Genomic DNA, 13,356 nt, shown 5'->3' on the forward strand with positions numbered 1-13,356 from the left:
AGCTGTGAATACCGGTGCTGTAAAGCCTAAAAGCTTGGGGGAGTTAATTAAGCATTATCGGCAAATGAATAGCGAAATTGCAGATCAGTATACTGAGATTGAGCATAAACCTGAAGTCATATACTCTATTTTACAGACCGAATTGGGAACACTCGAGCATCCATCATTAATACCCGAAATAGCCGCCAAATTTCTTGAATTATCAAATGGCATGGAGGGAGTAAAAGAGCTGTGCAGAGTAACAGACTCGATAGATGATACCGCCATTCAATTAGCCGTGTACAACTTAATTATTGATTACTCTCGCTCTCATGGAATGATGCCCTATATTGCCAAGGGATTATACCGAAAATACATGATCGAACGAAATGATTTCAGTAAATTGAAAGAAACCTATCAACTGGGTAAGTGTGCATTGGACTATGTACAGTTTCTGAGCGACAAAGAACGAATTATATTTTATTATTCAATAGGTGTTCATGCTGACAGCTTAATGAACTATGATGACTCTGTACCCTATATGAAATATGTGGTGGAGAACGATAACTCAGAAGATGGTGCATATAGAGCGAATGCTTATCTTAGCCTATGCAATTCTTCCTATAATACTGGTGATTACAGGGCGAGCCAGGTATATCTAAATGAGTACAGTAAGTACTCTTTTTCGTATGTAGCCGATAATGTGCATTTTATGTCGGCTTGTATAGATGGCAAGATGGGGAACGTGGATAGTTCGATTTCCAAGTTGCGTTCTTATTTACAAAATACTTCTGAATACAACCTTATTTATGCTGTTGCTGAACTACTTGATCAATATTTACAAAAAAAAGACTTTCATTCAGCAAAGAAGCTTCTTGTCTATGAAGAACAAATGGTGAAGTCGCTGGAGGATATGCGCACAACGCCTTTTAAACGAGCGCTGTTAGCTCGTTTTTACAAGAATATGGGGGATATCTTGTATCACGAAGATATGGACAAATCGTTGGAATATTACAAGAAAAGCGTTTTGGAATATGCGGGGATCGGGCAGTATGACAATTCGCTGCATAGTCTTAGCTATATTTTTCAGGCCATTGCGAAAGGTGTCATAGTAGATAAGGAGACCTTAAAAGAACTTGATTCCGCCATAAAATCAGTGGGACAACTCTTATGGTCCAGATCAGCATATCTGGTAGAGATGGCATCGCGGTGTTCATGGGAAGTAGCCAGATGAAAAGGGAACCTAAATATATTCAAACGCCTCAGAATGTTGAAAAACCCTGTCCTTTTGTAAGGTACAGGGTTTCTCACATGAAAAGGACTCAGGTTACGAACCTTCCGATGAACCCGGACACAGTTTTTTCGTACGTTTCCCGATCCATCCGGTATGCTTCTCCATGTCCGGCTTTCGGAACGATGAATAGCTCTTTCTCGGCTGGGCAATTTTCGTAAACTTTATGCACCATCTCCGTCGGCACGAACGTATCGTTGGCCCCATGAATGAAGAGAGTCGGCGTTTTCGACTTTTTCACCTGCTCCAGCGCGGAGGCTTCTCCGAAAAAGTAACCAGCCCGCAGCCTGGTCAACAGGCTGGTAGTATCCACGATCGGAAATGCCGGAAGATGATACATGCGCCGCAGCTGGAAGGAAAGCTGATCCTTCACGGAGGTATAACCGCAGTCTTCGACGATGGCTTTCACGTTCGGCGGCAAATCCTCGCCGCTGGTCATCATCACGGTTGCCCCTCCCATCGACACGCCGTGGAGAACGATTTGCGAATTCGTCCCATTCGCGTCCAGAACCCTCTGAATCCATTTCAAATAATCCTTACGCTCGGGCCAGCCGAAACCGATATAATGGCCTTCGCTTTCCCCATGCCCCCGAGCATCGGGGAGCAGGATGTTGTAGCCTAATTTATCGTGGTACATTCTGGCGTAACCGCTCATTTGCGTGGCGTTCCCGGAATATCCGTGCGCGATGATGACTGTTTTGTCCGACGGCTTGGATGCCGGTAAATAATACGCCTTCAGATGAATGCCGTCATCCGAGTCCATCTCCCAGCGCTCAAAGCTTTGGTTGTTCCACCATTCCTTGTCCGCCCGCCTGGTTTCCTTCGATTCCTCCAGCTCCGGACTGGTTTTCAGGTCGGGATTATCGCTCAAAAAGTCCTTCGAAGCGCGCGCAATTGCCACGTGATAAAAGTAAAAGCTCCCCGCGGTAAGGATGACAATGATAAATACAATTAAGGAAATAAAGCCTGTCACCATTTTTTTCTTCAATTCTGTTCTCTCCTAGTAAACTCTCATGTTAGTTATTTTAATATATCATAATGATCTTCGTCGTTTCCATGCTGCCGAGACTTGCTCGATAGCCTGAGAGACCTTTTCTTTCGCTAACCAGCGCCGAGACGTTAACTAAAAAGTTCAGTATACATTTCTATTGACATTATTTTCTGACTAGAGTAATATATCTGGAAATTACATGTTTTGTTGTGAAGAGAAAGAGTACGTTATAAGTCTTGTTCCCCAGATAACTGGTGATTCGATGAAAGCCAGTGTCGAGGTTATAACTGAAAATCATCTTATATCTCTCGTCTCTTAATGAGACGAGGTTTTTGTTTTTATCTATCAAAAATAAGTTAGAGCAGGTGAAGGTGCATGAAGAAACTATTATTCGTAACAGATTTATACTATGTCGCAAAAGGAAGAAATTATTATGAGGAGGATCTGTTCCTTACTTCGAAACTTAGAGAAAATTTTCACTTGGTCATTTGTCATCCGGAAGACACGGAAACATTTGAGAAAGATTTTGACTTAATTGTGTTTCGCAATGCCGGTCCAGTAGCGAATTTCAAGGATAAATATCAAGCATTCCGAAATAGAGTCGTTTCGGGCCATTTAAAAACATACAATTCATTTGACGGAAAGGCTGATATGAATGGAAAAGAATACTTAATCGAGTTAACAAATGCTCATTTTCCTGTCATTCCAACAATTGATACGCTTGATTCCCTGGATAAGCTCCCAGATGCAGAAACCTATATTGTAAAACCGAAAGATGGTGCGGATTCCATTGGCATGGAATTAGTTACGAAAGATAAATTGAGTGAAAAAGTGAATTCGGGCTTAAAAAATACATTGGTACAACCATTTATTAACTTTGAATATGAAGTCTCATTTTATTTTATCGATAAAGGATTTCAGTACGCTCTTTATGCGCCAGATAAAAATAAAAGATGGGAACTAAAAGAATATATACCTACTGAAGAAGATGTAGCTTTTGCTAAACGATTTATCGAATGGAATAATCTTAATTGGGGAATCCAGCGAGTCGATGCCTGTCGGAATGAACAAGGAGAGCTTTTATTAGTCGAATTGGAAGATCTAAACCCGTATCTGTCCTTGTTAGAATTGAGTGATGAAACACGCCAGAACTTTGTAGAAGCATTGAAAAAATCATTACAAAAAGCTCTTCAACATGAACAGAGCCTTTAAAAAGGCAGCTTTATAATATCACGGGGAGGCAGCGAATCCTGCACAGATGCAGGAATTTTCACTAGTTCAGCTGCTATCTGATGCCAATCCTGCAAAAGTGCATCATTTTCGCCGATTTTTGCTTTCTATCCGCTGACATGGCTTCAATTCCTGCAGTTTTGCAGGAATTCCAGTGATGGAGGGAACGCCCCAAGGGAGTGCTGTAGTTTTGCAGTTTTTTCGGCAAGCCGCGCTGCAAGAAGCAGCGGGGCTTTCTGATTGCAGAATGACTTTTGGGACGGCCCCTAGCAAAGGCGGTTCATTCAACTTCACTTCGCATTCGGCGCTTCAAATCCGTAATCGCGCTCGACCTTGCACACTCTCGTTTTATAGGTTCGGTACCATTCTGCCATTCCTTTACGCTGCGCAACGAGATGTCTCTCGTTTTGCTTCCATTTTCGGATCGCTTCGAGAGAATCCCAATAAGACACCGTGATGCCTACACCTTCCCGCGCGCTTTCCACACCCAGGAACCCCGGTTGTAGCGATGCAAGCTTTACCATTTCCTCGGCCATTTCAGCATAACCATGATGCTCAGCTGTTCGTTCAGAAGTGAAAATAACTGCATAGTATGGTGGCTGTGGGGTTTGGGCAATCCCGCTCATAAAGAAATCCCTCCAAGCAACAATAGAATGTTATTGATAAGCAAATCATCTCCAAAACTCAATGATAGAACTTACGTTCGTAAATGTCAAAATGAAATTTTGTACAGTATAAGGGAACTTGACACTGAATAACGGATACGAATCCAGGATTCTCTCCAGAGAACCGGAGGATACTAGACTACGAAGGAGGATCCCATTCAAAAGATCCCCTTCATTATTATAACGAATGAGAACACGCGGTAATCTTCTACAATCCACGCAGCAGATGAAGAGGCTTGGTTCGGAACGTTTGGAGGGAAGCGAGCAGTGTCACGACCGCGGAGGACACCAGGGATAGCGCAATGCCAATGCCGCACCAGGTAAGGCTGATATCAATATTCCCTTTCACGAATAGACTCAAGGCAAGCACGGCAAAAATGAAGCCAAGCGCAGAGCCGATCACTCCGGCGATAAAGGCAAGTATCAGGTTTTCGGTCAGGATGGAGCGCAGCAAACGGCCGGTGGACCATCCGATGGTCTTGAAAATGGCGACATCTCTTTTTTTCTGGATGAGCGAGATAACTGCCTGGTTCCCGATCATCAGAATCGCGGTCGCGAACGAAAACAATGCAATCGTGGAAAAGAAGGTGCTTTGTGTGCTAAGCGTCTTCTGCAAGCTTTCGATCACGGTTCCATTCACAGAATAAGCGACAGCGGAGGAGGGTAAGGACTGGTTGAGCGCCGCCATCGTATTCTGGAGCTCTCGGGCTGATGCTTCGACGTAATAGATGATACGCGTCGGTTGTCCATACGCTTCCAGCGTGCTCATCGGGATACGGATGCCAGCCGTCTTGATCGCACCGGATTCGAAGAAACCGACAATCTCCAGACGAAGCTGGTGGTTGTTCAGCGTTACTTCCACGATATCGCCTGCTGCGATGCCCACATCCTTGGCGTAATCCTCCAGCAATACAGCGGATAGCTTACCATCGTCATCGGCTTCCAGATCACGGCCTGCCTTGATCGTATAGGCACGGTCGCTAGAAGACGGATCAATGCCTTGAATCGAGACATCGGTGCTATCCAAGTAAGATAATTTACCCCGTTCTCCGGCCGCACGGAATTTCTGGACGGCCTCTTCTCCATTGATGCGGGAGAAGACTCCCTTCATCTCATAGCTTTTGTTGTACTGCTCAATGCCGGGCGTGTGCTGCAAGGCCAATTGTACGGCTTGCCCATCCTTGACCGCAGCGGAGAGAATCAGGTTGCCCTTCAACTGCTGCTCCATTTGATGTTCCACGGAGGTAACGAGATTGTCGGTAAACAACTGACTCGCCACCACTGACAGTACGGCAACGGATAACGTAACCGTCAACAGCGCATTGCGCTTATATTCGGAACCTAGATTGTGAAGCGGGATGAACCAGCCAGATGGGGCGATATGCTTCAGCAGGCCCAGCAAGCGATAGAACAGTCCGTATAAGCGAGTGAACAGCATAACGACTAGCATCATGACGCATAAGATGATTACCGACAGGACAAAGGCGGTGATCCATTTCAACGCTGCCGCATCTTGGCTGCTGGCAAGCAGCGTCTCGTGAAGGTAGACCCCAATCTCCAGACAGACGATGAGAAACAGGCGCAGCTTCACCCGGAAAGGAAGCTTGCGGCTGATGGGGATGGAACTGGATTGCTGCAACAGTTCCAACGATGACACGTGCATCGATCTGTAAATGGGCGGCCAGGCAGAGATGAGCGCGATACTGATACCGACAGTACAGGTAAAGACAACAGCCTGCCAAGAGAACTGCCATGCCAAGGGTAGTCCGAGCATCTTGGCGATATACGCGGTCAGTCCGACTCCGAACAGACTGCCTGCCGCAATTCCCGCTGCGGTGCCTAAGATTCCAATAAAGGCTGCTTCAAGCAAAAAGTAGCAGGCGATGCGACGCGCTGTCATGCCGATTGATTTCATGATCGCGATGTCACGCTGACGGGAAGACACCAGGATGGTCATCGTATTGAAAATGGTGATGCCCGCAATCGCAATCGCTAGCAGGGAAAAAAGCTGCATAACGAGTAAGGTCCCCTTCGAATCGGCGCTCGCCTGCACTTTTTTGTCCTCGATATCTATGGCCTGGCTGCCGATAATTCGCGTTTGAATCTGTTCCTTGATATCCTGTGAAGCGCCCGGATCATGGAGACGGATGAACGCTTCGTTGATCGTCCCTGCGGGCAGGCCCATCAACTCCAGGCTTTTTGGATATGATATATAAGCCATTCCCCAGAAGCTGCTATCCGTATAGCTCTCTTGTACCCCATCCACCAACCCTTTGACGCGAAAGGAGCTTAGGGAACCGTCGTTGTGATTGACGAAAGAGACGGTGTCGCCAGGACTTGCCTGGAGACGGTCGGCCGCCTGCCGTGACAGCAGCACTTCATCCGACTGTAGTCCGCGCAGCAGGGGGAACTGCTCTTCACCATAAAACGGGTACACATCCGGATCGATCCCTTTCATTACGATGTTCGACGTCTTGTGGGAGGAAATAATCATTGTTTGCGACACGTAAGCTCCCGTGAGCGCTTGGCGATCTGACTCGGCTATAATATGCTGCATGGCGTTCAGTGTCGTCGGTTGAAGATAGGATCGCACGGCGATATCGGCGCCTAGCAACTGCTTCGCGGATTGATTCACAGATTGGGGCACCAGTTGAGTCAGTGTTGTCATGCAGTAAAAACCAGCCAATCCAACAGCAATGGACAGCAGGGTAAAGAGAGTGCGAAGAGGAGTTCTAATAAGACTTCGCATAGCAGAATGAAACATCATCTGGATCACGTCCTTTTCTGGAAATTAACGATTTCCTGCTGAATCATGCCGTCCGAGAGATGGATTACCCGATCCGACATACTGGCTACATGCGAATCATGAGTGGCCAGGATAAACGTCATATGTAAGCGATCGCGAAGAGAAAAGATCAGATCCAGGATGAGCTCTCCTGTCTTCCGGTCCAGATTTCCGGTAGGCTCATCAGCGATGACAACCAACGGATCATTGGCAAGCGCGCGAGCTATGGCCACGCGCTGCTGCTGCCCACCCGATAAGCGTGTAGGCAAGTGATGCATGCGCTCCTTCATGCCGACGAGCTCCAACAGCTCCCTGGCCCGTTGCTGCATTTGCCGGCGGTTTTTTCCTTTGGTGGACATCATGGGAAGCATGACATTCTCGAGAGCGGTCATCGTGGAGATCAGGTTGTAGGATTGAAAGACAAACCCGATCTTGTTCGCCCGGTAGCTGGCCAACTGTGTCTCCGTTAGATGGGTCACATCCTGACTTTGGATGAACAGATGTCCATTTGTAGGAAGATCCAAGGTCCCTAATATTCCCAAGAATGTTGATTTTCCGCTGCCGCTTGGACCCATGATGCTTATAACTTCACCTTTGTGGAAGGCGGCGCTGATCCCTTTGAGGATACCCAGATGTTCTCCTTCAGTTTCATAACCTTTGAAGATGTTGAAGGCTTGTACGATTGGTTTCATAGTTAGCGTCCTTACTCCTTTTTTATTTGTGAAATTTTCCTTACTATAAAGTCGGACGATGATTCAATGGAAAAATACGTCAAACAAACTACATTCTTGAATCTTGTCGCGGACAAGGCTCCCGACGCCCACGTCAACCGATAAAAGCGGCCTTCATTGCTTACGCAAGAAGGCGTGCTGGCCGTTGAATGAATGACGGAAAATAAGAGGCAGTAGAGTGACCGTCAGGAACCGCTGCCTCTTGTGAATCCTTTTATATCTGGACTTTTCATTTCCTTTGGCTTCGCTTGAGCGGAAGCCGATTCTTTTTTCAAGGCCAATATCAAGATCATGCCCAGGATACAGGCGGCGCCGACCCATTGGAACCATCCGAACGGTTCATTCAGCCACAAGACGGTTGCGAATACAGCCGCCAATGGCTCTAAGCTGCCGAGAAGGCTTGTTTCTTTTGGCAACAGACTTTGCAAGCTTTCGATATAGAACCAAAATGCAAGCATCGTACCGAAAATAATAACAAAAAACAAATAGCCATAAGCTTCGGCCGTTAAGCTGTGGAAGTCCATGCGCCATGGCGGATGGATGAAGCTTAAGGCGACACCGCCCAAGACCATCGCCCAGCCGACAATGACAAGGGAATCATACTGCGCGAGCAACGGAACCGCATATAAAGTATAAAAGGCCAGCGCGACTCCAGATAACACACCCCATACGATGGCAGGTGCCGGCACCGACAGCTGAGAGATTGAACCATTTGTCAACAAAAAGAAGCAGCCTGCCAAAGCAAGAGAAACGGTAAGCACATCCTGCCGCGTTAGAACGGATTGTCTGCGAATCAGGGAGTACAGAATGATCATGACCGGTGCTAAATACTGCAACAGCGTGGCAACGGCCGCATTGCCATGTTGAATGGAGGCCATATAGGTGTATTGAACCGCAAGCATGCCGAATAATCCGAAAATAATGAGCCGACAAGCAGTCTTTCTATTTTTCCATACCCCTAAAATCTGTGAACGTTCTTTTCGGCAGAACTGAACGGTTAACAGGAGAACGCCAGCGATAAGCAAGCGAGTCGTGACAAGCCAATTGACCTCAATGGCGAATTGTTGAAACAGTTTTTGGGCAACTGTTCCTCCGATGCCCCACAGGATTGCCCCTGTGATAACTAGAAATAACCCCATTCTTCTCGTATTTGTCTTCCTCATTGAACCATCACCCTTAAATCCAATAATAGTGATATAATAAGGGAAAAATTCGGAAATTAATACTTCAATCGAATGAAAAAATATCAAGATATTGAGGCGGTTATGTGCAAATTAAAAATTTCAAGATTGACCACAACTTGAGAGAGCTGACCGAGCATCGCACAGTGGAATTGCCGATTGCCTGTTATGAGACAACGATTAACCAAAATATCAATGGTTATATACCGCTTCATTGGCATGATGAATTTCAATTTGTGCTGATCCGCAAAGGCGAAGCCGTCTTTCAAATCAATGAAGAAAAATTAGCGGTTCAAGAAGGAGAGGGGCTCTTCATCAACAGCGGCTGTCTTCATATGGCTGAAGATAAGCATCACTCGGGCTGCGTTTATCTCTGTTTAAACGTATCCCCGCAATTCGTGCTGCCGCAAGAGCTTAATGCGAACTATGTGTATCCTTACCTACATGCGACGAATTTGCCATACGTATACTTGAATGCACATGAGCCGTGGGGGAACAACATTTTAGATGCCATCAGCAAAATTCATCAATGGATTACACAGAAAACGCCTTACTATGAAATCGACATCAACCTGCAGCTCACGTTCATCTGGAAAAACTTAATCGTGAATGGCTTTCCGTTAGAATATGATCAGACGGCCATGGTCAAGAGTGAGCGAATGAAGCAAATGTTACAATGGATACACCTCCACTATGCGGAGAACATCAGGCTGGACGACATTGCCAGAGCGGGTCAATTAAGCCGTTCCGAATGCTGCCGGTATTTTAAGCGAATGCTGAAAACAACGCCGTTGAGCTACGTGCTAGCTTATAGAATTCAAAAAAGCTTAGTCTTATTGCAGCACGCCGACGCCAATGTGACGGAAGTTTCCTATCAAGTCGGATTTAACAGCACGAGTTACTTCATTGATAAATTCCGGCAGACGATGAACATGACCCCGTTCGCCTACAAAAAATCGAGCTTAAACAAAGAACAACCGGAATCGCGAGGCATAATTAATGAACAGGAGTACACGCTACATTCATTAGAACATAGGAAAAAGGAGATACGATGACAGAGAATAGAGCAATCCCGGAAGGATGGAACTTCGATAACAGTTATGCTCGACTGCCGCAGTTATTCTTTACGAGGCAGAATCCTACCCCAGTGCGGTCGCCGAAGCTGATTATTTTTAACGAAAAGCTGGCGGAATCCCTTGGGCTGAATGCCCAGGCACTGCACAGCGATGACGGAGCGGCGGTGTTCGCCGGCAACCGGATTCCCGAGGGAGCCGCGCCGCTTGCCCAGGCTTATGCGGGGCATCAGTTCGGGCATTTTACGATGCTGGGGGACGGACGGGCGCTGCTGCTCGGCGAGCAGATGACGCCCATGAAGGAGCGGTTTGACATTCAATGGAAGGGCTCGGGCAGGACGCCCTACTCCCGCCGAGGCGATGGCCGCGCGGCTCTAGGGCCGATGCTGCGCGAATATATCATCAGCGAAGCCATGCATGGACTTGGCATTGCGACCACCAGCAGCCTGGCCGTCGTGACGACCGGCGAGCCGGTGTACCGCGAGACCGAGCTGCCTGGCGCGGTGTTGACCCGCGTGGCTGCCAGTCATCTGCGCGTGGGCACATTCGAGTACGCTGCGGAATGGGGCACGGTTGAAGATCTGAGAGCTCTGGCCGATTATGCCTGGCAGAGACATTTTCCGGAAGCTGATGAGGGCGAGAACCGTTATCTATCCCTGCTCAGGGAAGTCGGCAAGCGCCAGGCCGGATTGATTGCCCAATGGATGCTCGCGGGCTTCATTCACGGGGTGATGAACACCGATAATATGACGATTAGCGGCGAGACTATTGATTACGGGCCATGCGCCTTCATGGATGCCTATGATCCGGCGACGGTATTCAGTTCCATTGACGTTCAGGGCCGCTATGCTTACGGCAATCAGCCGTATATGGCCGCATGGAACCTCGCGAGACTGGCCGAGGCCTTATTGCCGCTTCTGCATGACCAGCAGGAGCAGGCTGTCGAACAGGCCGAGAAGGAGATTGCGGCGTTCACCAAGCTATATCAACGTCACTGGCTTGCGGGAATGCGGGCGAAGCTGGGGCTGTTTAACGAAGAGGCGGAAGATGAGGCCCTGATCGAAGAGCTTCTCGAGCTGATGGAGAAGCATTCGGCCGATTATACGAATACGTTCCGAACCCTGACTTTGGGTGAATCGGAGGAGTCGGGGCTGTTCGGGACCGGCGAATATGCGCAGTGGCATGAGCGGTGGCAGGCGAGACGGGGCAGGCAGGAGGAGACTCCAGACTCCTCCCATCAATTGATGCGGAACAGCAATCCGGCGGTTATCCCGCGCAACCACCGGGTCGAAGAAGCGCTCGAAGCAGCGGTTGAGCAGGGAGACTACAGCGTGATGGAACGGCTGCTGGCGGTACTCGCGAACCCTTACGCATACTCCCCGGAACAGGCTGAATACGCCACTTTGCCGGACCCGTCCTCGTGTCCGTACCGGACCTTTTGCGGCACCTGAACGATTGTCACATTGAAGTATGAGGGAGGCGAAGCGGAACGAGCGTTCTTGCATCGCCTTCCCGATTTTTGCAGTAGAATAGAAAGAACAGGTTAGGGATAATCCTGCGATCCAGGGCCGCTGCTTCCCGGATTAGCGGCGAGAACGGTAGAGACAGACGTTGCCGAACCCGCGGACAGCCTGAGGGCGGCCGCATGCAGAGCATGATACTAAGCGGCGGCCCCCTTGGGCTGCATTCCCCTTGCTACACTCTAGCTTCGGAACCAGGAGCAGATAACATCCAGGCTCGCAGCCCTTGATACCGATCTTCCGCAGAAGTGTCGCCCTGTGCCATCACCCACGCGATGTGTCCGTCCGGGCGAACGAGCAGCGCCTCGATGCATTCCAGCATCCTCGATTTTGGCGGTGACGACGCGGATATGAGAATAGGCGCATGATTCCAGCAGATCCTCCGGAAGCGAACCGGATCCTGGATGATGAATAAGCACGAATTGCCCGCCATGCATCAGTTGATAGAGCGTCGGACGAGCGCCATCTGGCAGGACGAGCCTCAGATTCGGGCAGCGCCGGCCTATCCACGGATTCGTGCCTGTGCCCGGAAGAGGCTGATAAGCGATGTAGGTCGCTCCGATCTGCTCCGCCATCGACCGATTTGCGTCAGGGAAGGAGAGGAGGCGCGATACCAATTGTCTGAGGGCGGTTCCCGTCTCCGAGAAGTCGGTCATCAGTTGACCCTGGGCTCTCGTATCGGCGAGAAGTTGCCGTCCTGCTTCATGTCTCTCGGCATGGTAGCTGTCCAGCAGCCAGTCGGCCTTCGCTTCATCTCGGAGGGCGGCCGCCAGCTTCCAGCCCAGATTGAATGTGTCTTGAAGTCCGACATTCAAGCCTTGCCCTCCAGCCGGGAAATGGATATGGGCCGCATCGCCAGCGAGAAATACCCGGCCAGCCCTGTATATTTCCGCTTGCCGATTGGCATCGCCGTATCGGGACAGCCAGACGGTGGAACGAATGCGGAGCGTCTTGCCGGTAATCCGTTCGATCCCGCCCTGCAGCTCTTCAAGCGTGACCGGCACATCTGCAGGCAGATGCTGATGGAGCGGGTCGATGATCGCGAACCGGTAGGTCTCCTTGCCAAGCGGAACCATGAGTAATAATCCATGCTTGTTGGTCATGGATAGAAATGGGTGCTCCGGCGGTTCCTCCGGCACGATGTCGCCTAAAATGCCCGTCGAAGCCGTGTCGGTCCCCGGGAAGGGAATGCCCGACTGCTGACGAACGAAGCTTCGCGCTCCGTCTGCTCCGATCACATACCGTGCCTCCAGCAACATGGCTCCATCCCGACTATGCGAGTGAACGTGAACCGCTTGAGCATCCTGTGTTAATCCGGTAACTTCATGCCCCCGCCATATGGCTGCCCCAAGCTCTCTGGCACGCTGCTCCAAAAGCTCCTCCGTAACAAATTGGGGAATCAATAACGTAAAGGGATAATCCGTCTCCAGAGCATCGAACCGCAATCGGGTCTCCAGATTGGCATAATGGCCCGTCGGCAGCGTTTGTCCCCGGGCAAGGAAGCGATCCGCGATTCCTCGCATCGCCATCAGCTCCAGGGAGCGAGAATGAAGGGTAAGCGCCCGTGAATTCCGCACCCGTTCCGTGCGACGTTCGAGCACAAGTGCGTCAACGCCGGCGAGCGCCAGCTCACAGGCAGCCATCAGTCCTGCCGGACCGCCTCCGACAATGATAACATCAGCCTTTTTCATACCAGTCACGCTCCATTCTTTTAGGAAGATATAAAAGTCAAATAATATTGTTTCAAATGAAACAATATTATTGTTGCATGGAGTGTCCAGTATGTCAAATTCAGGAAACAGTCGAACTCCTGTTATATGAATTATTCCTATTTTGACTTAGGAAAAGTAGACCCGCATTATGTACAATTATTGTTGTGCGGGAAACAATGATTGTGCGCCCGCAGAATT

At 49.1% G+C, this 13,356-nt stretch carries 9 protein-coding genes and 1 pseudogene; 4 read left to right on the forward strand and 6 right to left on the reverse strand.

Features of this window, described 5'->3' with window-relative positions:
• Positions 1-4: 4 nt before the first annotated feature.
• Positions 5-1,213, forward strand: coding sequence for a transcriptional regulator (locus tag FLT43_RS00900; RefSeq protein ID WP_087443764.1), 1,209 nt, complete (start codon positions 5-7; stop codon positions 1,211-1,213).
• An 88-nt stretch (positions 1,214-1,301) separates the two neighbouring features.
• Here the strand turns inward: FLT43_RS00900 and FLT43_RS00905 are convergent, their stop codons facing one another.
• Positions 1,302-2,258: an alpha/beta hydrolase gene (locus FLT43_RS00905; protein WP_087443763.1), complete on the reverse strand. Its 957-nt coding sequence runs from the start codon at positions 2,256-2,258 to the stop codon at positions 1,302-1,304.
• Between the two features lie 378 nt (positions 2,259-2,636).
• Here FLT43_RS00905 and FLT43_RS00910 point away from each other — a divergent pair, with 378 nt between their 5' ends.
• Positions 2,637-3,473 (forward strand): ATP-grasp domain-containing protein, encoded by an 837-nt coding sequence (locus FLT43_RS00910; RefSeq protein WP_087443762.1) that lies wholly within the window; start codon positions 2,637-2,639, stop codon positions 3,471-3,473.
• A 308-nt stretch (positions 3,474-3,781) separates the two neighbouring features.
• Here FLT43_RS00910 and FLT43_RS00915 read toward each other — a convergent pair whose 3' ends face one another.
• From FLT43_RS00915 to FLT43_RS00930, 4 genes are all read right to left on the reverse strand, one after another.
• Positions 3,782-4,117: an antibiotic biosynthesis monooxygenase family protein gene (locus tag FLT43_RS00915; protein ID WP_087443761.1), complete on the reverse strand. Its 336-nt coding sequence runs from the start codon at positions 4,115-4,117 to the stop codon at positions 3,782-3,784.
• A 247-nt stretch (positions 4,118-4,364) separates the two neighbouring features.
• On the reverse strand, positions 4,365-6,923 hold the full coding sequence (locus tag FLT43_RS00920; RefSeq protein WP_087443760.1) for an ABC transporter permease: 2,559 nt from the start codon (positions 6,921-6,923) through the stop codon (positions 4,365-4,367).
• Between the two features lie 5 nt (positions 6,924-6,928).
• The gene (locus FLT43_RS00925; protein WP_087443759.1) at positions 6,929-7,633 is read right to left on the reverse strand and encodes an ABC transporter ATP-binding protein; all 705 of its coding nucleotides are present in this window, start codon (positions 7,631-7,633) and stop codon (positions 6,929-6,931) included.
• Between the two features lie 224 nt (positions 7,634-7,857).
• Positions 7,858-8,835 carry a DMT family transporter gene (locus FLT43_RS00930; RefSeq protein ID WP_087443758.1) on the reverse strand — a complete coding sequence of 326 codons (978 nt, stop codon included), beginning with the start codon at positions 8,833-8,835 and terminating at the stop codon, positions 7,858-7,860.
• Between the two features lie 104 nt (positions 8,836-8,939).
• On the opposite strand from FLT43_RS00930, the gene FLT43_RS00935 reads away from it, so the two are divergent.
• Positions 8,940-9,908: an AraC family transcriptional regulator gene (locus FLT43_RS00935; protein WP_244194285.1), complete on the forward strand. Its 969-nt coding sequence runs from the start codon at positions 8,940-8,942 to the stop codon at positions 9,906-9,908.
• Positions 9,905-11,377, forward strand: coding sequence for a protein adenylyltransferase SelO (locus FLT43_RS00940; RefSeq protein WP_087443757.1), 1,473 nt, complete (start codon positions 9,905-9,907; stop codon positions 11,375-11,377). The genes FLT43_RS00935 and FLT43_RS00940 overlap by 4 nt, the downstream gene beginning before the upstream one ends.
• A gap of 244 nt (positions 11,378-11,621) precedes the next feature.
• On the opposite strand, the pseudogene FLT43_RS00945 reads toward FLT43_RS00940, so the two are convergent.
• Positions 11,622-13,137 (reverse strand): annotated as a pseudogene (locus FLT43_RS00945) (FAD-dependent monooxygenase).
• Positions 13,138-13,356 lie beyond the last annotated feature (219 nt).

This window comes from Paenibacillus thiaminolyticus, assembly GCF_007066085.1.
GTDB lineage: Bacteria > Bacillota > Bacilli > Paenibacillales > Paenibacillaceae > Paenibacillus_B > Paenibacillus_B thiaminolyticus.

Excerpts from the sequence above, each read along its gene's own strand:
- FLT43_RS00910 (WP_087443762.1), top strand. The coding sequence starts at position 2,637 with ATGAAGAAACTATTATTCGTAACAGATTTATACTATGTCGCAAAAGGA.
- FLT43_RS00915 (WP_087443761.1), bottom strand. The coding sequence starts at position 4,117 with ATGAGCGGGATTGCCCAAACCCCACAGCCACCATACTATGCAGTTATT.
- FLT43_RS00920 (WP_087443760.1), bottom strand. The coding sequence starts at position 6,923 with ATGATGTTTCATTCTGCTATGCGAAGTCTTATTAGAACTCCTCTTCGC.
- FLT43_RS00925 (WP_087443759.1), bottom strand. The coding sequence starts at position 7,633 with ATGAAACCAATCGTACAAGCCTTCAACATCTTCAAAGGTTATGAAACT.
- FLT43_RS00930 (WP_087443758.1), bottom strand. The coding sequence starts at position 8,835 with ATGAGGAAGACAAATACGAGAAGAATGGGGTTATTTCTAGTTATCACA.
- FLT43_RS00940 (WP_087443757.1), top strand. The coding sequence starts at position 9,905 with ATGACAGAGAATAGAGCAATCCCGGAAGGATGGAACTTCGATAACAGT.